This window comes from Pseudomonas saudimassiliensis (assembly GCF_000939975.1).
Classification (GTDB): domain Bacteria; phylum Pseudomonadota; class Gammaproteobacteria; order Pseudomonadales; family Pseudomonadaceae; genus Halopseudomonas; species Halopseudomonas saudimassiliensis.
Genome location: NZ_LK391969.1, coordinates 35,245 through 58,664 on the forward strand (window position 1 = coordinate 35,245; position 23,420 = coordinate 58,664).

Sequence of the window (23,420 nt, forward strand, 5' to 3'; positions counted from 1 at the left end):
CCACGCGCTGCGGTGCTGGTGGCGGCGCGGTCGGATGGTTACAATTCGTGCTTTCCGCTTCAGATTGAGGAGTTGTTCGTGCGCAAAGACAAGCAAAAGGTAGTGGGCGAGCCCATGAGCGATGAGCAAGTCGCCGTCTTTCTGAATTTTCGCCCCCGTGACCCGGGCGAGTCCGTTGATCTGTATATGCTGACCCGCGCCTACCGGGGTTTGCGGGCCCATGACTTTGCCCGTTTCCTCGAGATGTTCCTGGCCGCCGGGCACGACATCAATGCTATCGATGCCGACGGCCGCACCATGCTGCAGATCCTGCGCGAGCATGCCCAGGCTGAGGAATATGTCGAGGCGCTGGTCGCCGCCGGAGCGCGCTCGATTGAGTGATGCCCGCCCGCATGCGCGTGCGGAGCAGTGCGTAGCAGGTTCATCCAACCATTGCCGAAGGAGTGCAAGCATGTTGAAACGTCTGGGTTTCCTCGCTGTAGCGGGGCTGGCAATCGCCCTGGTCGGCTGCGCCCACAGCCCGCAGCAGCTCAATGTCACGCCGAATGTGACGGTGCCCCTGAGTCAGGTGGCCCGGCAGCAACCGGTGGTGGTCACGGTGCAGGACAGTCGCCCTTCGCCGGTTCTGGGTACCCGTGGCGGCCTCTATCCGGACTCGAGCAATCTGACCATCAGCCCGCAGACCGTACCCCACGTGCGCCAGCAGGTGGAGCAGGCGCTCGGCAAGTTGGGCTTCCAGGTCGTGCCGGCGGGTACGCCCAACGCCAACAGTCTGGTCGTCAGCCTGGCGGACCTGTCCTACGTCTCGCCGAAAGAGGGCGTCTACGTCACCCAGGCCGATATCGGCGCGGTGTTCGCTGCTGAGGTGCGCTCGATGAATCAGCGCTACAACGGGCGCTACAGCGCCTCGGCGCAGCACCGTTTCGGCTATGCGCCCAACCAGGCCACCAATACCCGCCTGGTTAGCGAAGTGATGAGCGATGCCCTGTCGCGCATCTTCAAGGATCCGGAAATCATCCGCATTCTCCAGCAGTAAGCTCCCCGCACAAGGGGCCGTCTCGACGGCTCCTGGTCATTTCCTCATTCTTCCTTCGGGTCACGCGGTGGGGTCTGCAGCATCTCGTCGTGCTCGGCCATGTTCCAGGGCAGCACACCCGGGCTCAGATGCAGGAAGTGCAGGTATTTCTCGAAGTGGTCGAGAATGTCGCCAATCAATTCCTGCTGGTCATAGCCATAGATGTCATAGGCCTGGCCGCCGCGGCGCAGGAAGACCTCGGCGCGGTAGTAGTAGCTATCCTCGTCGGCGGTTTCCTCCGCCTCCGGATGGGCAAAGGCGGGACGCAGGTAATCGCGCAGGCGGATTTCATAGAGGAAGTCCAACTGATCCGGCACGATGACCTCCAGGTAGGCGCGCCGATGCTCCTCGTCGTAATGCACTTCCGCCGGCCACGACTGGGCCTGCAGGCCCTTGGCGACGCGGATCATGGCGGTCAGGGCAGTCTCCTTGATGAAGAGCTCCACCTCGTCCTTCCTGGGATAGTTGACGATGCCGGCCAGGCGCTTCTTCCACAACGAGGAGCTGGCGCCGGAACCGCTGCGGCCGGACTGCATGCCGTAACCCTGGCTCACCTTCTGGTGATGGCTCTCGATGACCAGCGCCCGCCACATGCCCACCGCTGAAATCAGCATGATAATGGCGAAGGGCAGGGCGCTGGCCACCGCCATGCTCTGCAGCGCCTTGAGCCCGCCGGCGACCAGCAGCACCGAGGCCAGTACCCCGCTGAGGATGGCCCAGAAGCCGCGCTGCCAGGCGGGGGTAGCCAGGGCGCCACCGGAGGCCAGCGAATCGACAACCAGCGCGCCGGAGTCCGCTGAGGTGACGAAGAACAGGGTGATCAGGATCACGGTAATGGTGGAAATGATCGCCGTCAGCGGCAACTGCTCGAACAGCTTGAACAGGGCGATGGCGTTGTCGGCCTTCACCTGATCGATCAGCTCGGAATAACCCTGGTTGATGATCAGGTGCAGCGCGGTGTCGCCGAATACCGAGAACCAGAAGAAAGTGAAGATGGTCGGTACCAGCATCACGCCGAAGACGAACTGGCGAATGGTCCGGCCGCGGCTGATCTTGGCAATGAACAGCCCGACGAAGGGTGCCCAGGCGATGGTCCAGCCGAAGATGAACAGGGTCCAGTTGCCGATCCAGTCGGAGCGCGAATAGGCCTGCAGATTGAAGGTGCGCTCGACAATATTGTTCAGGTAGCTGCCGGTGTTCTGCAGGAAGGTTTCCAGAATGAAGACGGTCGGTCCCGCGAGGAACACGAACAGCATCAGCGCCGTGGCGACCACCATGTTGAGCATGGCCAGGTTCTTGATGCCCTTGTCCATTCCGGCTACCACCGAGCCCATGGTCAACAGGGTAATCGCCGCAATGCAGGCGACCTGTATGCCGACGCCCACCGGGACGCTGGGCCACAGATAATTCAGCCCGGCATTGATCTGCGCCACCGACAGACCGAGGGTCGTGGCGATACCGAACATGGTGCCGAGGATGGCGAAGGTATCCACGGCGTGGCCGATCGGTCCGTAGATGCGATCACCGATCAGGGGATACAGCGCCGAACGGATCGACAGCGGCAGGCCATGGCGGAAGGAGAAGTACGCCAGCACCAGCCCGGTCAGGCCGTAGATGGCCCAGATGTGAAAGCCCCAGTGGAAGAACGCGATCTGCATGGCCTGCTTGGCCGCATCCAGGGTCAGCCCTGCGGCGCCCTCGGGTGGGTCGGCATAATGCAATACCGGCTCCGCCACGCCGAAGAATAGCAGGGCGATACCGTAGCCGGCGGAGAACAGCATGGCAAACCAGGCGGGGAAGCTGTATTGCGGCTCGGCATGGTCCGGGCCCAGCTTGATCTGGCCCCATTTGCTCATGGCGACGATGACGATGAACACCAGGAAGATGGCCACCGACAACATGTAGAACCAGCCGAAGGTCTCGGTGATGTAGCCCAGTACCGACGAGAACAACTCGCCGGCCAACTCGGGTTGACTGGCGGTACCGATGACCAGCAGCAGGATGAAAAAGAATGCCGGTATGAAGACCGGCAGCAGGATGGTGGTATTCCAGAGACGGCGCCTGGTGGATTCCGGCATGCGGGACATACTCCTTGGTCAGAGGCTTTGCGCGCGGGGTCAGCCGCGCTCAGCCAAGAGTATAGCAGCCGGTTCTAGAGCCTCCGGGGCGGGGTCAGTTGTCCATCTCGCTGCAGTTTTCCACCCGGACCCGGGCCGTGCCGGCGCGCAGCATGCCCAGCTCCCTGGCAGCGGCCATTGATAAATCGATGATGCGGTTGCCGCTGAAGGGGCCGCGGTCGTTGACCCTGACCTCGGCGCTGCGACCGTTGAACAGGTTGGTGACACAGAGCAGCGAGTCGAAGGGCAGGCTGGGGTGCGCGGCAGTCATTTCAGTCTCGTCGTAGGGCTCGCCGCTGGCAGTGCGGCGGCCATGCAGGCGAGAGGAGTAGTAGGAAGCCCGCCCCTCGGCCGTATAACTCAGCCCGCCTTCCTCGTCGATACGGCTATCACCGGTGGCGAAGGTGCCCGATAGGGTGAGCAGGGCAGCCAGCGCCACTCGGCCGAACCACGCCGGTTTGCCCCGGAGGCGGCCAGCCAGAGCACGCGCACCTGAATGCAGCCCCGCCATGCGCTTATCCATCGAGCTTCTGTTTCAACAACTGGTTGACCTGCTGCGGGTTGGCCTTGCCCTTCGAGGCCTTCATGGCCTGGCCGACGAAGAAGCCGAACATCTTGCCGCGCTTGGCTTCATCGCTGGCGCGGTATTGCTCGACCTGCTCGGCATTGGCGGCCAGCACTTCATCCAGCATGGCGTCGATGGCGCCGCTGTCGGTCACCTGCTTCAGGCCCTTGGCCTCGATGATCTGGTCGGCATCGCCCTCGCCGGCGGCCATGGCCTCGAAGACCATCTTGGCGATCTTGCCGGAGATGGTGTTGTCCTTGATCCGCAGGATCATGCCACCGAGCTGCTCGGCGCTGACCGGTGACTGGTCGATCTCGATATCGGACTTGTTGAGCAGGCTGGACAGCTCACCCATGACCCAGTTGGCGGCCAGCTTGGCGTCGCCGCAGACGCGCTGTACTTCCTCGAAATAGTCCGCCATCTCGCGGCTGGCAGCCAGCACGCTGGCGTCGTAGGCCGACAGGCCGAACTCGCTCTGGAAGCGTTCGCGCTTCTGTTGCGGCAGTTCGGGGAGCTCGCCGCGCACTTCCTCGATGAAGGCTGGCTCGATGATTACCGGCAGCAGGTCCGGGTCGGGGAAGTAGCGGTAATCGTTGGCTTCTTCCTTGCTGCGCATGGAGCGCGTCTCGTCCTTGTTGGGATCGTACAGGCGGGTTTCCTGAATCACCGTGCCGCCGTCCTCGATCAGCTCGATTTGGCGCTGCACCTCGGTGTTGATCGCCTTCTCGATGAAGCGGAAGGAGTTCACGTTCTTGATCTCGCAGCGGGTACCGAATTCGGCCTGGCCCTTGGGCCGAACCGAGACGTTACAGTCGCAGCGCAGCGAGCCTTCGGCCATGTTGCCGTCGCAGATGCCCAGGTAGCGCACCAGGGAATGGATGGTCTTGGCGTAGGCCACCGCTTCCTTGGCGCTGCGCATATCCGGCTCGGAGACGATTTCCAGCAGCGGGGTGCCGGCGCGGTTCAGGTCGATGCCGCTCATGCCCTGGAAGTCTTCATGCAGGCTCTTGCCGGCGTCCTCTTCCAGGTGCGCCCGGGTAACGCCGACGCGCTTGACGGTGCCATCATCCAGGGTGATGTCCAGGAAGCCCTTGCCGACGATCGGCAGGTCCATCTGGCTGATCTGGTAGCCCTTGGGCAGGTCTGGGTAGAAGTAGTTCTTGCGGGCGAACACGTTGGTCTGGCCGATCTCGGCATTGATGGCCAGGCCGAACTTGACCGCGTTGCGCACGGCCTGGGCGTTGAGCACCGGCAGGGTACCCGGCATGCCCAGGTCGATCAGGCTGGCCTGGGTATTGGGCTCGGCGCCGAAGCTGGTCGCGCTGCCCGAAAAGATCTTCGAGGCGGTGGTGAGCTGGGCATGAATCTCCAGCCCGATAACGATTTCCCATTGCATGGTCAGTATTCCTCAAAATCCGCCGGGGGCGCGGGTGTGCCAGTCGGTATGCTGCTGGTACTGGTGCGCGACATTCAGTAGCCGGGCCTCGCTGAAATAGGGGCCCAGCAACTGCATGCCGATCGGCAGATCACCGGCGAAACCGGCCGGCAGGGCGATGCCCGGGACGCCGGCGAGGTTGGCAGTGATGGTATAGATGTCGGTCAGGTACAGACTCACCGGATCGTCGATTTTCTCCCCGAGGCGGAAGGCCGGGCTCGGCGAGGTCGGGCAGAGGATGACATCGACCTGCTCGTAGGCGGCCATGAAGTCGTTCTTGATCAGCCGGCGAACCTTCTGTGCCTGCAGGTAGTAGGCGTCGTAATAGCCGGCCGACAGGGCATAGGCGCCGACCATGATGCGCCGCTTGACCTCGTCACCGAAGCCCTCGGCACGGGTGCGCTTGTACAGGTCGGTCAGGTCCGCCGGGTTCTCGCAGCGGTAGCCGAAACGCACGCCGTCGAACCGGGACAGGTTGGAGGAGGCTTCCGCCGGCGCGATGACGTAGTAGGCCGGGATCGCCAGCTCGGTGTTGGGCAGGCTGATGTCCTTGATCTCGGCGCCCAGCGCCTGGAACTGCTTGACCGCAGCGGCAATGGCATCGGCAGTGGCGGTATCCAGGCCGCTGGCAAAGTATTCCTTCGGCAGGCCGATGCGCAGGCCGGTCAGCGGCTGGTTCAGGTCGGCGCAGTAATCGGGCACCGGCTCGTCGACACTGGTGGAGTCGCGCTCATCAAAGCCGGCCATGGCCTGGATCAGCATGGCGCAGTCTTCGGCAGTACGGGCCATGGGGCCGGCTTGGTCAAGGCTGGAGGCGTAGGCAATCATGCCCCAGCGCGAGACCCGGCCATAGGTCGGCTTGAGGCCGGTCAACGCGGTGTAGCCCGCCGGCTGGCGAATCGAGCCGCCGGTATCGGTGCCGGTGGCCGCCGCGCACAGGCGCGCCCGACGAGCCGCCGGGCACATGCTCGGTATTCCAGGGGTTGCGCACGGCGCCGTAGTAGCTGGACTCGTTGGACGAGCCCATGGCGAACTCGTCCATGTTGGTCTTGCCCAGGGTCACGGTGCCGGCGGCCAGCAGCCGGGCGGTGACGCTGGACTCGTAGGGCGCGATGAAGTTGTCGAGCATCTTCGAGCCGCAGCTGGTACGCACGCCCTGGGTGCAGAACAGATCCTTGTGCGCCAGCGGGATGCCGGTCAGCGGGCCGGCATCACCGGCGGCCAGCCGGGCGTCAGCCGCGCGCGCCTGCTCCAGCGCCAGCTCCGGGGTGACGGTGATGTAGCTGTTGAGCGCGCCATCGAACTGCTCGATGCGCTTGAGGTAGAGTTCGGTCAGCTCGACACTGGAAATAGCCTTGCTGTGCAGGGCTTGGGACAAGCCGGCGAGGGTTTTCTCATGCATGTAATTTGTCTCGTTTCAAAGCGCGGCAACAAACATCGATGATCACTCGATGACCCGGGGAACCAGATACAGGCCCTGTTCGGTGGCTGGCGCTATGGCTTGCAGCGCGTCGCGCTGATTGGTCTCGGTCACGGCATCGGCGCGCAGGCGCTGGGTGGTTTCCAGCGGATGGGCGAGCGGCTCGATGCCGCTGGTGTCGACGGCCTGCAGTTGGTCGATCAAGCCCATGATGCCGGCCAGCTTGTCGGTAGTGGCGGTAATGTCGTCGCCGTGGAGGGCAATGCGCGCAAGATGGGCAATCTGTTCCACGTCAGAGCGGTCTAGGGCCATGTGGTTTCTCCATGAAGCCGGACGATCCGGTGTTGTATGCCGATGTTGTCGGGCAAAGGGACGAATTTACCACATCCGCGCCTTGCCCAAAAACCCCGCCATTGTTAGAGTTGCGACACTTCGGGAAGTACCGATCGGTTGCCTGTGTTTGAGTCGTTCCGCCGCTCTTCATTAATGTGGGTCAGTGGCTATTTGCCAGGCATGCCGCGTATCAGTGTTCCTTTCATTCAACCCACGTGCCCTCGGGGTCTATTCAAAGCATGTTCAAAAAAATTCGCGGCATGTTTTCCAGTGATTTGTCCATCGACCTGGGAACCGCCAATACTCTGATCTACGTCCGTGACCGGGGCATTGTACTGGATGAACCGTCCGTCGTAGCCATCCGTACCCACGGCAACCAGAAAAGCGTGGTGGCCGTCGGTACCGAAGCCAAGCGCATGCTCGGCCGCACGCCCGGCAACATCCAGGCGATCCGCCCGATGAAGGACGGTGTCATTGCCGACTTCAGCGTGTGCGAGAAGATGCTGCAGTACTTCATCAACAAGGTGCACGAGAACAGCTTCATCCAGCCCAGCCCGCGCGTGCTGATCTGCGTACCCTGCAAGTCGACCCAGGTCGAGCGCCGGGCCATCCGCGAGTCGGCGCTGGGCGCCGGCGCGCGAGAAGTCTACCTGATCGAAGAGCCGATGGCTGCGGCCATCGGTGCCGGCCTGCCGGTCGAGGAAGCCCATGGTTCCATGGTCGTCGATATCGGCGGCGGTACCACCGAGATCGCCCTGATCTCGCTCAACGGCGTGGTCTATGCGGAATCGGTACGGGTCGGCGGCGACCGTTTTGACGAAGCCATCATCACCTATGTGCGACGCAACTACGGCAGCCTGATCGGTGAATCCACCGCCGAGCGCATCAAGCAGGAAATTGGTGTGGCCTTCCCCGGTGGCGAAATGCTGGAAGTGGATGTGCGCGGCCGCAACCTGGCCGAGGGGGTGCCGCGGGCATTTACGCTGAACTCCAACGAGGTGCTGGAAGCCCTGCAGGAATCCCTGCAGACCATCGTCCAGGCGGTCAAGAGTGCGCTGGAACAGTCGCCGCCGGAGCTGGCCTCGGATATCGCCGAGCGCGGTCTTATTCTCACTGGCGGCGGCGCGCTGCTGCGTGACCTGGACAAACTGTTGAGCCAGGAAACCGGCCTGCCGGTGATCGTCGCCGAAGAGCCCCTGACCTGCGTGGCCCGCGGCGGTGGCCGGGCGCTGGAGATGATGGACCAGCACGCGATGGATCTGCTGTCCACCGAGTAATCGGTGCCATGGCGGCAGGCCTCGGCTTGCCGCAACAGCCTGTCCTTCCGCAGCAAGGAGCCCATCATCAAACCGCTTTTCATCAAGGGCCCGTCACTGGGGGTCCGCTTTCTGGCGCTGACGGTGCTGTCGATCGCCCTGATGGTGGTCGACGCCCGTTTTGCTGCGCTCAAGCCCCTGCGTTCGCAACTGGGCCTGGTGCTCACACCCCTGTATTACGTCGCCGAGCTGCCGGTACGCGCCTGGGATACCCTCTATCTGCAATTAACCAGTCGCGCCGACCTGATAGCGGAAAACCAGAGCCTGCGGGCCGAGGCGCTGCTGACCAAGCGCAAGCTGCAGAAGCTGGCCGCCCTGACCGAGCAGAACGTGCGCCTGCGCGAGCTGCTCAACTCCTCCGAGCTGCTGGATGAGCGCGTGCTCGTCGCCGAGCTGATCGGCGTTGATCCCAATGCCTTTACTCAGCGTATTCTGATCAACAAGGGCGAGAAGGATGGCGTCTTCCTCGGCCAGCCGGTGCTGGACGCTACCGGCCTGATGGGCCAGGTGGTCGAGGTGCTGCCCTTCAGCGCCCGGGTGCTGCTGATCACCGATTCATCCCATAGCCTGCCGGTGCAGATCAACCGCAACGGCCTGCGCGCCATCGCCAGTGGCACCGGCAACAGCGATTGGCTGGAGCTGCGGCATGTGGGCGATACCGCCGATATTCGGGTGGACGACATCGTGGTCAGCTCCGGGCTGGGGCAACGGTTTCCTGCGGGCTACCCGGTAGGTCGGGTAGTGTCAGTCAACCGCGATTCCTCCCAACCCTTTGCCGAGGTGCGGGTCGAGCCCACCGCCCAGCTCAACCGCAGTCGCTACCTGCTCCTGGTATTCAGTCCGGAAAGCGGCTACGGCGATGTGCTGCCGGCACTGAGCCTCAATCCCGAGGCCGAAGCCGTCGAACCACCACCGGCCGCGGCCGACGAGCCGGCGACCACTGCCACCGCAGCCGAGCCCGCAACGAGCGAGCCGACCCAAGGGGAGCCAAGCGATGCGCAGTAGGCTGATTGTGGGCCTGACCTTCCTGGTCGCACTGATTCTCAGCGTGGTGCCCATGCCGGCACCCTTCGACGCCGCACGGCCCATGTGGCTGGCCATGGTGGTTGCCTACTGGGTTATGGCACTGCCCCACCGCGTGGGGCTGCTTACCGCCTGGGTGGCGGGCCTGGCGACCGACGTGCTGGCCGGCGAGCTGTTCGGCCAGAATGCCCTGGTACTGGTGCTGGTCGCCTGGCTGATGTTGCTGCTGTACCAGCGCATCCGCCGCTTTCCACTGTGGCAACAAAGCCTGGTCATGCTGCCGGTTCTGGGAATCGCCCAGATGGTGGCGCTGTGGCTCAACAGCCTGGCCGGCAATCGTCCGCCGACACTGCTGTACCTGCTGCCGGCGGTGATCAGCGCGATACTCTGGCCCTGGGTGTTTTCTGTTCTGCGCGGTCTGCGGCGGCGTTTCCATGTGCGCTGACCAGGCTCGCTGCGTCCACCTGGCGTCCGCCTCGCCGCGCCGCCGCGAGCTACTGGAGCAGATCGGCGTACCGGTGCAGCGGGTGGTCTGTGCGGTAGACGAGCAGGTGCACCCCGGTGAAGCCGCTGCGGACTATGTGCAGCGGGTGACCCGCGACAAGGTCCAGGCGGGCGTGGCCGCCGCCCCGGCCGGCGCGGTAGTGCTGGCGGCGGATACCGCGGTGGTGCTCGACGGTCGGATTCTCGGCAAGCCCGCCGATCGGGCGCAGGGTCTGGCCATGCTGCGGGCACTGTCCGGCCGCGAGCACCAGGTCATGACAGCGGTCGCCGTGGCGCGTGGCTCCGAGGTTCGTCTGCAATTGGTAACCTCCAGAGTCCGTTTCGGAGCCTTGAGCGAGGCGCAGATCGCCGCCTACTGGGCCACCGGCGAGCCGGCGGACAAGGCTGGCGGTTACGGTATCCAGGGGCTGGGCGCGGTCTTTGTCGAGCATCTGGCTGGCAGTTACAGCGCCGTCGTCGGCCTGCCCCTGGCGGAAACTGCGCAGCTGCTGGCAGATTTTTCCGTCCCCTGTTGGCAGTTGCGCTGACAGAGTGCGAGCGTGCCGGTATCCTGACTGTCCGATACCGAGGAAGGGGGCTCCATGAGCGAAGAAATCCTGATCAACATCACGCCTATGGAGACCCGCGTTGCGCTGGTGGAAAACGGTGTGCTCCAGGAAGTCCACATCGAGCGCACCCAGCGTCGCGGCATCGTCGGCAATATCTACAAGGGTAAGGTGGTACGGGTGCTGCCGGGTATGCAGGCGGCCTTCGTCGATATCGGCCTGGAGCGGGCAGCCTTCATCCACGCCTCCGAGATTTCCCAGCGCGAGGGTGCCGCGGTCGAGCCCATCAGTGCCCTGGTGCATGAGGGCAAGGCGCTGGTGGTACAGGTTACCAAAGACCCGATCGGCACCAAGGGTGCCCGCCTCACCACCCATCTGTCGGTCCCCTCGCGCTACCTGGTCTACATGCCGCGCACGCCCCATGTGGGCATTTCCCTGAAGATCGATGAGGAAGCCGAGCGCGAGCGGCTCAAGGACATCGTCGCCCACTGTGTCGAGCAGGAGGGCATCGAGGAGCGCGGCGGTTTCATCCTGCGCACCGCCGCCGAGGCCGCCCGCGAAGAGGATATCCTGATGGATATCCGCTATGTGCGCCTGCTGTGGAAACAGATCCAGCAGCAGATGAACAGTGCCCCGGCCCCCTCGGTGCTCTATGAAGACCTGCCGCTGGCGCTGCGCACCCTGCGCGACCTGGCCAACCCCCGGCTGGAAAAGATCCGTATCGATTCACGGGAGACCTTCCAGCGGGTCGAGCAGTTTGTCCGCGAGCTGATGCCGGGGGTGGAGGACCTGCTGGAGCATTACCCCGGCGAGCGTCCGGTATTCGATCTGTACGGCGTCGAGGACGAGATCCAGAAGGCCATGGAGCGCAAGGTGATGCTCAAGTCCGGTGGCTACCTGGTGATCGACCAGACCGAGGCGATGACCACCATCGACGTCAATACCGGCGCCTTCGTCGGCCATCGCAACCTGGAAGAGACCATCTTCAAGACCAACCTGGAGGCAGCCACCTCGATCGCCCGGCAACTGCGGCTGCGCAACCTCGGTGGCATCATCATCATCGACTTCATCGACATGGAAGACGAAGAGCATCGCCGCCAGGTGCTGCGCACGCTGGAGCGCCAGCTTGAGCGCGACCACGCCAAGACCAACATCATCGGTATTACCGAGCTCGGGCTGGTGCAGATGACGCGCAAGCGCACCCGTGAAAGCCTCGAGCAGATCCTCTGCGAACCTTGCCCATGCTGCTCCGGACGGGGCATCCAGAAGACTCCTGAAAGCATCTGCTATGAAATCTTCCGCGAGATCATGCGCGAAGCCCGGGCCTACCAGGCCGGTGGCTATATGGTGCTGGCTTCCCAGGCGGTGATCGACCGGCTGCTTGACGAGGAATCGGGCAATGTGGCCGACCTGGAAACCTTCATCCAACGACCCATCAAGTTCCAGGTCGAAACCATGTACACCCAGGAGCAGTATGACGTGGTGCTGACCTGACCCGACCGACTGGAGTGATGAACCTTTGAGCTGGCAGCGCTGGTTGCGGCGTTTTCTCGATGGGCTGATCCTGCTGTTGGTGGGCTGGCTGCTGCTGGCTGCTGCCTATGTCAGTCTCGGCCGGCAATTCGTGCCTGCTGTGGCGGACTACCAGGCCGAGCTCGTTGCTTGGGTCGAGGGCCAGACCGGGCGCAGCATCGCGTTGCAGGATCTGGAAGGGGAGATGCAGGGCGCCCAGCCGGTGTTCACCCTGCGCGGCCTGCGGGTGCACGAGACCGCGGACCCGGAGAGCCCGGTATTGCTCGACCTGCAGCATGTCACGGCGCGGGTCGATGTCTTCGCCAGTCTGTGGCGCCGGCAACCGGTGATGGACGCCCTGCAGCTTGAGGGCCTGTCGCTGGAGGTGATCGAGAACGAGCAGGGCCAATGGCGGCTGGAGGGGCTCGGCGCCAAGAGCACCCCCGGTGACGGCCTCGACCGGGCCCTGGAGCAGCTGTTCGGGCAGCGGCGGATCACCCTGCTGGATACCCGCATCCGCCTGAGTCCCTGGCAGCAGTCCGATTGGGTATTCGTCGATGGGGACCTGACCCTGCTCAACCGCGGTAACCGCCACCGGCTGGATGCCCGGGTCCGGCTGCCGGATGAGCAGCTCGTCCAGCTGCGGCTGGAGGGCCGGCTGCCCGGCCGGGATTGGCGCCGGGCTCGCCTCGAATTCTTCGCCGAGTTGCCAGCCAGCGACTGGAGTGGCTGGCTGCCGGCCGATGTCCTGGATGCCGCCCGCGTCCAGCGCCTGGTCGCCGGTGGCCAGCTCTGGGGGCAATGGCAGGACAACCGCATGCAACAGTTGCGGGGCAACGTGCAGATACCCACCATCGAACTGGACCTGCCGCGCCCGGCACCGCCGCTGCAGGACCTGGCCATGCGCTTCGAGCTGCAGCTCGAGGACGACCGCCAATGGCTGAATGTCGAAGACTTCCGCCTGCGCCTGAATGACCAGCCCTGGCCCGCTACCCGCCTGCAGCTGCTGCGCGAGCCCGCGAGTGGGCAGTGGCAGGCCCATGCCGACCAGTTGCCGCTGGATCTGCTGGGCCAGTGGCTGCCCGGTGTACTGCCGCAGGATCAGGCCGCGCAGATCCTGCAAACCCTGGCGCCGGAAGGTCACCTGCGCGACGTTGCCCTGGCGGGCGGCAAGATCAAGGACATCCTGGACTGGAGCCTGCAGGCCCGGCTCGACGATGTCGCGGTACAGGCCTGGGAAGGGGTGCCGGCCTTCGCCGGAATCAGTGGGGTGGTCACCGGCACCCCGGGCGCGGGGGAGTTGCGGGTCGACAGCCACGACTGGAGCATGCACCTGCCACGGTTGTTTCCTGAGCGCTGGTCCTACGACCGGCTGCTGGGCGCCATGAACTGGACCTGGTCCCAGGACGATGGCCTGCGCCTGGCGGTGCCGGGGGCGGCGGTAGACGGGGAAGAAGGCGCTGGCGCGGCCAAGCTGGACCTGCATCTGCCGCGCCCGGGCGGCACACCTACGATGGATCTGCGGGTCGCGCTGCGCGACAGCCGCGCCGAATTCCACAGCCGCTACCTGCCCACCCTGTCTTCGGCGATGAGTCCGGCCCTGGCGACCTGGCTCGCCGAGACGCAGCTCGCCGGTGCCATACCCCTGGCTATCTTTGCCTACGAAGGTGCCCTGATAAAAGGTGCTACCCCTGAGCAGCGCCAGATCAGCCTGTTCGGCCAGTTGGAGCAGGGCAGTCTGCAATTCCAGCCGGGCTGGCCAAAGCTTGAGCAGGTCGATGCTTCCCTGCACCTGCGCAATACCGATCTGACCATCGACCAGGCCCGTGGCCGCCTGCTGCAGACCCAGCTGGATGACATTAACGTGAGCCTCGAAAGGGACGTTGGCGAGCGGCTGAGCCTGCAGATCGCCGGTGCCTTCGCCGGCCCTCTGCAGGATGGCTTGCAATTGATGCAGGAAACGCCGCTGGCCCGGTTGACCGGCGATCCGCTGGATGGTTGGCGTGGCAGCGGTGAGCTCAACGGCAACCTGCAACTGGGCATCCCTCTGGGAACGGGCCGGGAGCCCGAGGTGCGCCTGCAGATGCAGGCCCGGGCCCAGCAATTGGATATCCCGCAGGTGCAGGCGTCGCTGGAAGAGCTGAGCGGTGATTTCAGTTACGAGCATGGCAAGGGGCTGCTCAGCGATACGGTCAACCTGCGTTTCCTGGGGCAGCCGGTCACCGGCCGCATCGACCTGCGCGGTCGCGACCAGCGGCTGCGCCTGGAAGGCCGGCATGATCTGCGCGACCTGCAGGACTGGGCATTGCTGGAGGCGGTGCCGCCCGGGCTGGGTGCCGGCAGCTTTGACTGGTATGCCGAGTTGCTGCTGGGCAAGGACCTGCGCCGCCTGCTGCTGCGGACCGATCTGAAAGCGGTGCGCCTTGACCTTCCCGGCCCGCTGGCCAAGGCGGCGGGCACCAGCCTGCCGAGCGAGCTGCAGCTCGATATGGGGCCAGTCTCGCGCTGGCAGTGGCGCCTCGGCGAGGCCATGCGCGGTCATCTGGTGCAGCGTGATGGCGCACTCAGCGGGGATATCCGCTATCGGCGCGGTACGCCGCAGCCATCCACGGCGCCCGGTGTGACCATCAGCGCCCGCCTGGATGCATTCGACTGGTCCCAATGGCAGCAATGGTTTGCCGATGCCGGCCTGGGCAAGGCCGCTAGCGGAGCGGCGACCAACTCGTCGGCAGCCGCCTCCGCCCCCTTGCCCTGGCTGCGCTCAGTCGAGGTCGAGACCGGCCATTTCACCGGCTTCGGGCTCGACCTGCAGCAGTTGACGGCCACGGCGCGCCCGGTGGCGGCCGGCTGGCAGGTGGACGTGCGGCACCCTGACCTGCAGGGCCGCATCGACCTGCCCCAGGCAGCGGGCGGCGTCATCAACCTGGATCTGCAGCGGCTGCGCTTTCCCAAGGCCCCCGACCTGCCGCCGGATGCGGACGGTATCATCGAGCCCCTGGCCAGCGACGATCCGCTGCGCGACATCGACCCGGCGGGATTGCCGGCGATGGATGTGGCCATTGATCAGCTGTATTGGGGCGTGGATCTGGTCGGCGCCACCCGGTTTGGGCTGCGCCCGGTGGCGGCCGGATTGGACATCCGGGATATTGATCTGAGCCTGCGTGGCGGCCTGCAGCTCAATGGCAATATGCACTGGGGCGCCGAGCGCACCCGCTTCGACGGTAGCCTGGTGGCCAGCGATATCGGCAAGGTGCTGACCGCCTGGCGCTATGCACCGACCGTCACCAGCAAGCGCTTCAAGGCCGACACGGCCCTGGAGTGGCCCGGCTCCCCTGCCTGGTTCGCGCTGAAACGCAGTACCGGCTCCCTGAGGGTGCAGGCCGAGGATGGCATGCTGCAGAGCGGCGAAAGCTCCGCTGATGCGCTGCGGGTGTTCGGCCTGCTCAACTTCAACGCCCTGGCCAGGCGGCTGCGGCTGGACTTTTCCGACCTGTTCGGCAAGGGCACCGCCTATGATACCTTCACCGGTGAGGTCGCCCTGACCAACGGGCTGATGCAGACCATGTCGCCGCTGGTGATGGATGGCCCCAGCGCCAAGCTGCAGCTGGACGGCACCGTGGACCTGCCGGCGGACCGCATCGACATGGGCATGCTGGTGACCCTGCCGGTCACCAACAACCTGCCGCTGGCGGCCCTTATTGCTGGGGCGCCCTACATTGGTGGTGCACTGTTTCTGGCCGACCGGATTCTCGGCGATCGCGTTGCCCGCTTCGCCTCGGTGAAATACCGCATCAGCGGCGACTGGAGCCACCCATCCGTCGATTTCGACCGGGCCTTCGACGACAAGGCCGCACTGGAGGATTGAAATGCCGCAGGTAGCCGCCATACAGATGATCAGCGGGGCAGATGTGCAGGCCAACCTGGACGCCGCCGCCCGCCTGATTGCCGAGGCCGCGGAGCAGGGCGCGCAACTGGTGTTGCTGCCGGAATGCTTCGCCGCCTTCGGCAACCGCACCCTGGCCGCGATCGCCGCCGCCGAATATGACCGCAGCGGGCCGATCCGTCGCTTTCTTGCCGATCAGGCCCGCCAGCACGGCGTCTGGCTGGTGGCCGGTAGCATCCCGCTACCTGCCGAGCCGGGCGGCAAGGCGCTGGCCTGCTGCCTGGTACTGGATGCCGCGGGCAACGAGGTGGCGCGGTACGACAAGCTGCACCTGTTCGACGTGGAGGTGGCGGACAACCAGCGCAGTTACCGGGAATCGAAGGACTACGCCTACGGCGATCGCTTCGTCTGTATCGATACGCCGGTCGGGCGGCTGGGCCTGAGCATCTGTTACGATGTGCGCTTTGCCGAACTCTATGGGGCGCTGCGCCGTGCCGGGGCCGAACTGATCGTGGTCCCTTCGGCCTTTACCGCGGTAACCGGTGCTGCCCATTGGGAAGTCCTGCTGCGCGCCCGGGCCATCGAGACCCAGTGTTACGTGCTCGCCGCCAACCAGGGCGGCACCCATGCCAACGGTCGCGAGACCTTCGGCCACAGCTGTCTGATTGATCCATGGGGCGCCGTCACCGCCTGTCTGCCCCAGGGCGAGGGCGTGGTGTCCGGCACCATCGATCTGCAGCACCTGAACACCATCCGCGGTCGCATGCCGGTAGCCGGGCATCGCCGCTTCGAGCCGGTCGACACTATTGTCCCGGCCTCAAGGGAGTCCTGAACTATGAGTAATCTGCTGACCCAGGTTGAAAGCCGCCTGCTGCTGCCCGCTGAGCTCAGCCCCGACAGCTTGGCCAGTGTGCTCGGCCAACTGGTCTCGGCGCCGGGTGTAGACGCGGCGGATCTGTATTTCCAGCACCAGGTCAGCGAATCCTGGGTGCTGGAAGACGGTATCGTCAAGGACGGTAGCTTCAACGTCGATCAGGGCGTGGGCGTGCGCGCCCAGTCCGGCGAGAAGACCGGCTTTGCCTACAGTAACGACCTGCGCCTGGCCGCCCTGGCCCAGGCTGCGGGCGCCGCACGTTCCATTGCCCGCAGCGGTCAGAGCGGCGCGGTACAGGCGTGGCAGCGCAGCGATAACACCGCGCTTTATGCGGCAAAAAACCCGCTGGATGTGATGCCCCAGGCCGACAAGGTCGCCCTGCTGCAGCGCCTGGACGCCTACACCCGCAGTCTTGACCCGCGCATCACCCAGGTGTCGGTCAGCCTGGGCGGAGTGCACGATACCGTGCTGGTGGCCGCCAGCGACGGTACCTGGGCCGGTGATATCCGGCCCCTGGTGCGGCTCAATATCAGCGTCATCATCGAGCACAACGGTCGCCGGGAACGGGGCAGCTTCGGCGGCGGCGGGCGCACCGATTACCGCTTCTTCGAGGCCGAGGAACGGGCCATGGCCTACGCCCGCGAGGCGGTGCGCCAGGCCACGGTAAACCTCGACGCCATCGCGGCGCCGGCCGGCAGCATGCCGGTGGTGATGGGCCCGGGCTGGTCCGGTGTGCTGTTGCATGAGGCGGTGGGCCATGGCCTGGAAGGCGACTTCAACCGCAAGGGCAGCTCGGCCTATAGCGGCCGGGTGGGCGAGAAAGTAGCGTCCAGCCTGTGCACTATCGTCGATGACGGTACCTTGCCGGGCCGCCGCGGTTCGCTGACCGTCGATGACGAGGGTAACCAGACCAACTGCACCACGCTGATCGAGAACGGTATTCTCAAGGGCTACATCCAGGACAAGCTGAACGCGCGCCTGATGGGCGTGGCGCCGACCGGCAACGGTCGCCGCGAGTCCTACGCCCATCTGCCCATGCCGCGCATGACCAATACCTACATGCTGGCCGGGGAGAGCGATCCGGAGGAGATCATCCGGTCGGTGAAGAAGGGGATCTACTGCGCCAATCTGGGCGGCGGTCAGGTGGATATCACCAGCGGCAAGTTCGTGTTTTCCACCAGTGAGGCCTATCTCATCGAGGACGGCAAGATCACCGCGCCGGTTAAAGGCGCCACGCTGATCGGCAACGGTCCGGAGGTAATGAACCGTGTGTCCATGGTCGGCCACGACCTGGAGTTGGACAGCGGTGTAGGTACCTGCGGTAAGGATGGTCAGTCAGTGCCGGTGGGTGTAGGTCAGCCGACCTTGAAGATTGATCAGATTACGGTAGGTGGCACCGGGGCTTAAGGGGTTCTTTCAGCCATATACAAGATACAACGATGGTGTAAGCCAGCCGGCCCAGCCCGACCGTTTGATGACAGGGATGTCATCAACGAGCCTACAGGGATGTATTTACGGCGTGTCGGGCTGGGCCGGCTGGCTTGCACTATCTGCGCAGAACATGCCGCAGCGATTTTGTGCAAGGCCGCACAGCCCGACAGGGCCGCGCCGACACGCCGTAAATCCCGCAAGCGGCCCGGCCCGTCAATCGTAGATTGCCGTGCGTTCGGCTGCACGCGAAGCAATGCTTCGCAAACATTTGCCTCACCCATGTAGGCTCGCGGTCGCCATCCCTGGCGACCGACGGTCGGCGCAACCCTGTCGGGCTGCGCCGCCGGAGAGATCTGTGTTTCTGGTTGAGTTTTAGACCCCTTCAAACCGTCCCGCCAGCCGATTCTTGCGCACACCATCTGCCGGAAATACCCTGCCGCTCATGGCGATATACACCCCTGGTTGGCATACGTTAAGCGCGCCGACCGCCAGGCCCAGATTGAACAGCGCGTCCGAGTCGCGAAAGCGCGCCGGTTGCATGGCGCCGGTGAGGACGATGACCTTGTCCTCGATGTCGGCCAGCGCCGCGGCGGTGACGGTCATGGTGTCGGTGCCATGGGTGATGAGGATGTGATCGTGGGGGCAGGCGGCAACACTGGCGTGAATCAGCTCGCGGTCGGCGTCATCCAGTTCGAGACTATCCTTCCGAACCAGCGGCTCGATGGCATAATCAAACCCGACCCGCGCCTGTTGCAACAACTCAGCGGCCATCGGCTCGCCGATCTGGAACTCGCTGAGCGCGTCGAAATACAGCTTGTCGAGGGTGCCGCCGGTGCTGAAGATTTGTACGAACATGACTTTCTCCCAGGATAATTGCCGCCAGTATGCCGTCTGAAATCGCTGAACACAGCCCCACCACCGCCGCACCCCAGCGTAGCTGGTGGGTGTACATGGTGCGCGCCGAGAACGGCCACCTGTACACCGGCGTCAGCACCGACCCCGAGCGGCGGTTTCGGGAGCATGTCGGCGGCAAGCGTGGCGCGCGTTTCTTCAATCGTAGCCCGGCCAGCGCGCTGGTATGGCGCGAACGTTGCGCAGACAAGTCCGCTGCCCTGCGCCGCGAGTTGGCGATCAAGGCCCTGCGCAAGAGCGCCAAGGAGCGGCTGATTCTATTGCAACTGACACCGTCGCCCGCCGAGTGATCCACGGCGGGGGTTCGATTGACGATGCAGGGCCGGCTGGCAGAAGCTAAGCTGACCTTCAATCGTTAAGCGGAGATTGTCATGAGCGAGCTGATTCTTCATCACTATCCACAATCACCCTTTGCCGAAAAGGCCCGGTTGATGTTCGGCCTCAAGGGGCTGTCCTGGCGTTCGGTATTGATTCCGCCGGTGATGCCCAAGCCCGACCTGACTGCCCTGACCGGGGGCTACCGGCGCACGCCGGTGCTGCAGATCGGTGCGGATATCTATTGCGACACGGCATTGATCGCCCACCGGCTGGAGCGGGAGAAGGCGATGCCGGCGCTGTTTCCGGATGGCCGCGAGGCGATTGCTGCGGCGCTGGCGCAGTTTGGCGACCAGGTGCTGTTCCATAATTCCATTTCGATCAACTTCCAGCCTGACGCGGTAGCGGCGCGCTTTGCCGAGCTGCCGGAAGAGGTCATGAAGGGTTTTGTGCGGGACCGTCAGGCGTTGTTCGAAAACGGCAGCGCCAGGCGCCCGCCGGTAGACGAGGCGCTGGCCCAGTGGCCGGTGCTCATGAGCCGCCTGGAAACCCAGCTGGAGCGCGATGGTGAGTTTCTGCTTGGCGAGGAGCCGAGCATTGTCGACCTGGCCTGGTATCACCCGCTGTGGTTCATGGCCGCCAATGCGGCGGTGGCGGTGCTGCTGGAGGATTACCCGATGATCCGGGCGTGGATGGCCCGTATTGCCGATATGGGGCACGGCGCCTCCCAGAAGATGGACGCCGCTGAGGCGATCCGTATCGCCCAGGAGGCGACGCCGGAAGACTTGCCCGAGCATGGTTTCGTCAGTACCCGCGGGTTGACGCTGGGGCAGTCGGTGACCGTCCAGGCGACGGATTACGGCTGTGATCCGGTGGCGGGCAAGCTGGTCCACGAGGAGATGGATGAAATTGTGATTGCCCGGGAAGACGAGCGCGCCGGCCTGGTGCATGTGCACTTCCCCCGTGTCGGCTACCGGGTTGATGTGGCTTGATGGCGGCAACCGATACCGTCATTGCCGTCAACGGGCTGGGAAAGACCTACGCCAGTGGCTTCCAGGCGCTGAAAGCAGTCGATCTGCAGATCCGGCGGGGTGAGATTCTCGCCCTGCTCGGTCCCAACGGGGCGGGCAAGACCACGCTGATCAGCATCATCTGCGGCATCGTCAATCCATCGATGGGCAAGGTCACTGTGGACGGCCACGACATCGTCCGCGATTACCGCCGAGCCCGCGGCCTGATCGGGCTGGTGCCCCAGGAGCTGACCAACAACCTGTTCGATACCGTCTGGGCGACCGTCAGCCTCAGCCGCGGATTGTTCGGCAAGCCGCCGAATCGTACCTACCTGGAGGGGCTGCTGCGTGACCTGTCGCTATGGGACAAGCGCAACGAGAAGATGATGGGCCTGTCCGGCGGCATGAAGCGCCGGGTGCTCATCGCCAAGGCCCTGGCCCATGAACCGCAGATCCTGTTCCTCGATGAGCCCACCGCCGGCGTCGATGTGGAGCTGCGGCGGGATATGTGGGCCATGGTGCGCCAGCTGCGCGAGCGCGGCGTCACCATCATCCTGACCACGCACTACATTGAAGAGGCCGAGGAAATGGCCGACCGGATCGGCATCATCAACCGGGGCGAGCTGATGCTGGTGGAAGACAAGGCGGTGCTGATGCGGCAATTGGGCAAGCGTCAGCTGATCGTCCAGCTACAGCAACCCCTGGCAGCCCTGCCGCCGGCGGTGCAGGGGCGTGCGGTTGAGCTGACCGATAATGGCGGCACGCTGGTCTACACCTTCGATGCCCAGGGCGAGCAGACCGGCGTGGGTGATGTGCTGCGGGCGCTGGCGCGGGAGGGCATCGAATTCAAGGACGTGAACTCCAGCCAGAGTTCGCTGGAAGACATCTTTGTCGGGCTGGTGCGCGACAGTAATCGCGAGCGGGGTGGGGCATGAATCTGTACGGTATGTGGGCGCTGTACTACTCCGAGTTGTCGCGCATGTGGCGCACCCTGTTCCAGAGCATCGCCTCGCCGGTGATCTCCACCTCCCTGTATTTCATCGTGTTCGGCGCAGCGATCGGGTCGCGGATGGAAGAGGTCGATGGGGTCAGCTATGGCGCCTTCATCATTCCGGGCCTGATCATGCTGATGTTGCTCAACGAGAGCATCTCCAACGCCTCCTTCGGCATCTACATGCCCAAGTTCACCGGCACCCTGTACGAGGTGCTGTCGGCGCCGATATCGCCGCTGGAAATTGTTATCGGCTATGTGGGCGCGGCGGCGACCAAGTCGGTGCTGCTGGGACTGTTGATCCTGATTACCGCCCGGCTGTTTGTGGACTACGAGATCGCCCATCCGGTGTGGATGATGTCCTTCCTGATCCTCACGGCGGTGACCTTCAGCCTGTTCGGCTTCATCATCGGGGTCTGGGCCGATGGCTTCGAGAAGCTGCAGATCATTCCCTTGATGATTGTCACCCCGTTGGCCTTTCTGGGTGGCAGCTTCTATTCGATCAGCATGCTGCCGCCGGTATGGCAGACCATCACCCTGTTCAACCCGGTGGTCTACCTGATCAGCGGCTTTCGCTGGAGCTTCTACGGCCAGGCCGACGTGCATATCGCCACCAGCCTGGGGATGACCTTCGGCTTCCTGAGCATCTGCCTGGCGCTGGTGTGGTGGATTTTCCGTACCGGGTACAAGCTCAAGCCCTGAGCTCGGGCAAATGGGTTGAACAGTCTCCGGCTCGGTCGGTCCCTTTAGAAAGGGGCCAATGCCCAGTTATACGGGGAATGTACGATGACCGAAGCTGATGCCGTTCTGATTCGCACCTTGGACAAAGCCGCAACGCCGCTGACCGGTGCGCCAGGGGATTTCGATGCAATTATCGAGGCGGCGCGGGGCAAGCGGCTGGTGATGATAGGCGAAGCGACCCATGGTACGCGGGAATTCTACGAGGCGCGGGCGCACATCACCCGCCGCCTGATCACGGAGCTGGGTTTTTCCGCGGTAGCGGTGGAAGCCGACTGGCCAGATGCCTACGCCATCAATCGGCATGTATGGAATCTGGAGCCGGGCCAGCCTGCCGAGGACGTGTTCGAGACCTTCAAGCGCTTCCCCACCTGGATGTGGGCCAACACCGAGGTGCTGGCCTTTGTCCGCTGGCTGGCCAGCTACAATGCCACGCCCACCCGGGCCGAGGCCGGCCTGCGACCGGTGGGGTTCTATGGTCTCGACCTGTACAGCATGAACAGCTCGGCACACGAGGTGATCGCCTACCTGGACAAGCACGACCCGCCCGCAGCAGCGCGGGCGCGGGAGCGCTACGCCTGCCTTGACCAGTTCCTCGACGAGCCGCACCTGTACGGGCAGTCGGTGGAGTTCGGGCTGAGCGCCTCCTGCGAGAAAGCCATCACCGAGCAGCTGCACGACATGCAGAACCGCGCGTACCGGCGCCTGGTGGGCTTGGGCCTGGTGGCGGACGAGCAGCGTTTCTGCGCCGAGCAGAATGCCCGGCTGGTGCGAAATGCCGAGGAGTATTACCGCGCCATGTTCCGCGGGCGGCCCAATTCCTGGAACGTGCGCGACCATCACATGTTCGAGACCCTGGAGGCGCTGGGCGATCATCTCAGTCACCAATTGGGCGAGCCTGCGGGCGTGGTGGTTTGGGCCCACAACTCCCATGTGGGTAACGGCGCCGCCACCGAGATGGGTGCCCGCGGCGAGGTCAATATCGGACAACTGGCCCGGGACAAATACGGTGACCAGGCCCTACTGGTCGGGTTCTCGACCGCCACCGGGGAAGTCACTGCCGCGGCGGACTGGGACTGCCCCGCCGAGTGCATGGGCATCCGTGAGCCGCTGGCCGGTAGTCAGGAGGCCATTTTCCAGGCGGTGGCGCACGAGCGCTTCCTGCTGGACCTGCGCGGGCCCGGGCCGGTCGCCACCCAGTTGGCCGAAACGCGCCTGCAGCGGGCCATCGGGGTCATCTATCGGCCCCAGACCGAACGTCACAGCCACTACTATTACAGCCGTCTGGCCGAGCAGTTCGATTTCATGCTGCATTTCGACCGCACCGAGGCGCTGCAAGCACTGCCGCTCCAGCCCGTGCACGGGGTTGACGTGCCGGAGACCTTCCCCAGCGGCCTGTGAGGCCGCTGGGAGGTGGAGCT

20 protein-coding genes and 1 pseudogene are annotated in these 23,420 nt (G+C 64.5%); 15 read left to right on the forward strand and 6 right to left on the reverse strand.

Annotated features, from left to right (window positions below; all coding sequences use genetic code 11):
* The first annotated feature begins 78 nt into the window (after window positions 1-78).
* Window positions 79-381, forward strand: a complete 303-nt coding sequence (locus VG99_RS00200; RefSeq protein WP_044501320.1) for a PA4642 family protein — start codon at window positions 79-81, stop codon at window positions 379-381.
* A 70-nt stretch (window positions 382-451) separates the two neighbouring features.
* Window positions 452-1,036 carry a YajG family lipoprotein gene (locus VG99_RS00205; protein WP_044497591.1) on the forward strand — a complete coding sequence of 195 codons (585 nt, stop codon included), beginning with the start codon at window positions 452-454 and terminating at the stop codon, window positions 1,034-1,036.
* A 44-nt stretch (window positions 1,037-1,080) separates the two neighbouring features.
* Here the strand turns inward: VG99_RS00205 and VG99_RS00210 are convergent, their stop codons facing one another.
* From VG99_RS00210 to gatC, 5 genes and pseudogenes are all read right to left on the reverse strand, one after another.
* Window positions 1,081-3,153, reverse strand: coding sequence for a BCCT family transporter (locus VG99_RS00210; RefSeq protein ID WP_044497592.1), 2,073 nt, complete (start codon window positions 3,151-3,153; stop codon window positions 1,081-1,083).
* Window positions 3,154-3,247: 94 nt separating this feature from the next.
* Window positions 3,248-3,715: a septal ring lytic transglycosylase RlpA family protein gene (locus VG99_RS00215; RefSeq protein WP_239419759.1), complete on the reverse strand. Its 468-nt coding sequence runs from the start codon at window positions 3,713-3,715 to the stop codon at window positions 3,248-3,250.
* Window positions 3,708-5,153: an Asp-tRNA(Asn)/Glu-tRNA(Gln) amidotransferase subunit GatB gene (gene gatB, locus VG99_RS00220; protein WP_044497593.1), complete on the reverse strand. Its 1,446-nt coding sequence runs from the start codon at window positions 5,151-5,153 to the stop codon at window positions 3,708-3,710. The genes VG99_RS00215 and gatB overlap by 8 nt, the downstream gene beginning before the upstream one ends.
* A 12-nt stretch (window positions 5,154-5,165) precedes the next feature.
* A pseudogene (gene gatA / locus VG99_RS00225) lies at window positions 5,166-6,594 on the reverse strand (Asp-tRNA(Asn)/Glu-tRNA(Gln) amidotransferase subunit GatA).
* A 42-nt stretch (window positions 6,595-6,636) separates the two neighbouring features.
* Window positions 6,637-6,924 (reverse strand): Asp-tRNA(Asn)/Glu-tRNA(Gln) amidotransferase subunit GatC, encoded by a 288-nt coding sequence (gene gatC, locus VG99_RS00230; RefSeq protein WP_044497595.1) that lies wholly within the window; start codon window positions 6,922-6,924, stop codon window positions 6,637-6,639.
* 260 nt (window positions 6,925-7,184) lie between these two features.
* Between gatC and mreB the strand changes: the two genes are divergently transcribed.
* From mreB to tldD, 8 genes are all read left to right on the forward strand, one after another.
* Complete coding sequence (mreB, locus tag VG99_RS00235; protein ID WP_044497597.1) at window positions 7,185-8,222, forward strand: rod shape-determining protein MreB; 1,038 nt, start codon at window positions 7,185-7,187, stop codon at window positions 8,220-8,222.
* 96 nt (window positions 8,223-8,318) lie between these two features.
* The gene (mreC, locus tag VG99_RS00240) at window positions 8,319-9,266 is read left to right on the forward strand and encodes a rod shape-determining protein MreC (RefSeq protein WP_239419933.1); all 948 of its coding nucleotides are present in this window, start codon (window positions 8,319-8,321) and stop codon (window positions 9,264-9,266) included.
* Window positions 9,256-9,729 carry a rod shape-determining protein MreD gene (gene mreD, locus VG99_RS00245; protein ID WP_044497598.1) on the forward strand — a complete coding sequence of 158 codons (474 nt, stop codon included), beginning with the start codon at window positions 9,256-9,258 and terminating at the stop codon, window positions 9,727-9,729. Before mreC ends, mreD begins: the two co-directional genes overlap by 11 nt.
* Window positions 9,719-10,315 (forward strand): Maf family protein, encoded by a 597-nt coding sequence (locus VG99_RS00250; protein WP_044497599.1) that lies wholly within the window; start codon window positions 9,719-9,721, stop codon window positions 10,313-10,315. Before mreD ends, VG99_RS00250 begins: the two co-directional genes overlap by 11 nt.
* A 54-nt stretch (window positions 10,316-10,369) precedes the next feature.
* Window positions 10,370-11,827: a ribonuclease G gene (gene rng, locus VG99_RS00255; RefSeq protein ID WP_044497600.1), complete on the forward strand. Its 1,458-nt coding sequence runs from the start codon at window positions 10,370-10,372 to the stop codon at window positions 11,825-11,827.
* Window positions 11,828-11,852: 25 nt separating this feature from the next.
* The gene (locus tag VG99_RS15410; protein ID WP_052508638.1) at window positions 11,853-15,710 is read left to right on the forward strand and encodes a YhdP family protein; all 3,858 of its coding nucleotides are present in this window, start codon (window positions 11,853-11,855) and stop codon (window positions 15,708-15,710) included.
* A 1-nt stretch (window position 15,711) separates the two neighbouring features.
* Window positions 15,712-16,560 carry a carbon-nitrogen hydrolase family protein gene (locus VG99_RS00265; RefSeq protein WP_044497601.1) on the forward strand — a complete coding sequence of 283 codons (849 nt, stop codon included), beginning with the start codon at window positions 15,712-15,714 and terminating at the stop codon, window positions 16,558-16,560.
* 3 nt (window positions 16,561-16,563) lie between these two features.
* Window positions 16,564-18,009, forward strand: a complete 1,446-nt coding sequence (tldD, locus tag VG99_RS00270; RefSeq protein WP_044497602.1) for a metalloprotease TldD — start codon at window positions 16,564-16,566, stop codon at window positions 18,007-18,009.
* A 396-nt stretch (window positions 18,010-18,405) separates the two neighbouring features.
* Here the strand turns inward: tldD and VG99_RS00275 are convergent, their stop codons facing one another.
* Entirely contained in the window at window positions 18,406-18,888 is a 483-nt protein-coding gene (locus VG99_RS00275) for an asparaginase domain-containing protein (RefSeq protein ID WP_044497603.1), read from the reverse strand.
* A gap of 29 nt (window positions 18,889-18,917) precedes the next feature.
* On the opposite strand from VG99_RS00275, the gene VG99_RS00280 reads away from it, so the two are divergent.
* From VG99_RS00280 to VG99_RS00300, 5 genes are all read left to right on the forward strand, one after another.
* Window positions 18,918-19,235: a GIY-YIG nuclease family protein gene (locus VG99_RS00280; RefSeq protein ID WP_044497605.1), complete on the forward strand. Its 318-nt coding sequence runs from the start codon at window positions 18,918-18,920 to the stop codon at window positions 19,233-19,235.
* A gap of 81 nt (window positions 19,236-19,316) precedes the next feature.
* Window positions 19,317-20,252: a glutathione S-transferase family protein gene (locus VG99_RS00285; RefSeq protein ID WP_044497607.1), complete on the forward strand. Its 936-nt coding sequence runs from the start codon at window positions 19,317-19,319 to the stop codon at window positions 20,250-20,252.
* On the forward strand, window positions 20,252-21,205 hold the full coding sequence (locus VG99_RS00290) for an ABC transporter ATP-binding protein (RefSeq protein WP_044497609.1): 954 nt from the start codon (window positions 20,252-20,254) through the stop codon (window positions 21,203-21,205). Before VG99_RS00285 ends, VG99_RS00290 begins: the two co-directional genes overlap by 1 nt.
* A complete protein-coding gene (locus VG99_RS00295) occupies window positions 21,202-21,963 on the forward strand; it encodes an ABC transporter permease (protein ID WP_044497611.1) in 762 nt (253 codons plus the stop codon). The genes VG99_RS00290 and VG99_RS00295 overlap by 4 nt, the downstream gene beginning before the upstream one ends.
* 84 nt (window positions 21,964-22,047) lie before the next feature.
* Window positions 22,048-23,400: an erythromycin esterase family protein gene (locus VG99_RS00300; RefSeq protein WP_044497612.1), complete on the forward strand. Its 1,353-nt coding sequence runs from the start codon at window positions 22,048-22,050 to the stop codon at window positions 23,398-23,400.
* The last annotated feature ends 20 nt before the right edge of the window (window positions 23,401-23,420 follow it).

Coding starts and splice junctions, on each gene's coding strand:
- VG99_RS00205 (WP_044497591.1), top strand. CDS start 452: ATGTTGAAACGTCTGGGTTTCCTCGCTGTAGCGGGGCTGGCAATCGCC.
- VG99_RS00210 (WP_044497592.1), bottom strand. CDS start 3,153: ATGCCGGAATCCACCAGGCGCCGTCTCTGGAATACCACCATCCTGCTG.
- VG99_RS00215 (WP_239419759.1), bottom strand. CDS start 3,715: ATGGATAAGCGCATGGCGGGGCTGCATTCAGGTGCGCGTGCTCTGGCT.
- gatB (WP_044497593.1), bottom strand. CDS start 5,153: ATGCAATGGGAAATCGTTATCGGGCTGGAGATTCATGCCCAGCTCACC.
- gatC (WP_044497595.1), bottom strand. CDS start 6,924: ATGGCCCTAGACCGCTCTGACGTGGAACAGATTGCCCATCTTGCGCGC.
- mreB (WP_044497597.1), top strand. CDS start 7,185: ATGTTCAAAAAAATTCGCGGCATGTTTTCCAGTGATTTGTCCATCGAC.
- mreD (WP_044497598.1), top strand. CDS start 9,256: ATGCGCAGTAGGCTGATTGTGGGCCTGACCTTCCTGGTCGCACTGATT.
- VG99_RS00250 (WP_044497599.1), top strand. CDS start 9,719: ATGTGCGCTGACCAGGCTCGCTGCGTCCACCTGGCGTCCGCCTCGCCG.
- rng (WP_044497600.1), top strand. CDS start 10,370: ATGAGCGAAGAAATCCTGATCAACATCACGCCTATGGAGACCCGCGTT.
- VG99_RS00265 (WP_044497601.1), top strand. CDS start 15,712: ATGCCGCAGGTAGCCGCCATACAGATGATCAGCGGGGCAGATGTGCAG.
- tldD (WP_044497602.1), top strand. CDS start 16,564: ATGAGTAATCTGCTGACCCAGGTTGAAAGCCGCCTGCTGCTGCCCGCT.
- VG99_RS00275 (WP_044497603.1), bottom strand. CDS start 18,888: ATGTTCGTACAAATCTTCAGCACCGGCGGCACCCTCGACAAGCTGTAT.
- VG99_RS00280 (WP_044497605.1), top strand. CDS start 18,918: ATGCCGTCTGAAATCGCTGAACACAGCCCCACCACCGCCGCACCCCAG.
- VG99_RS00285 (WP_044497607.1), top strand. CDS start 19,317: ATGAGCGAGCTGATTCTTCATCACTATCCACAATCACCCTTTGCCGAA.
- VG99_RS00290 (WP_044497609.1), top strand. CDS start 20,252: ATGGCGGCAACCGATACCGTCATTGCCGTCAACGGGCTGGGAAAGACC.
- VG99_RS00295 (WP_044497611.1), top strand. CDS start 21,202: ATGAATCTGTACGGTATGTGGGCGCTGTACTACTCCGAGTTGTCGCGC.
- VG99_RS00300 (WP_044497612.1), top strand. CDS start 22,048: ATGACCGAAGCTGATGCCGTTCTGATTCGCACCTTGGACAAAGCCGCA.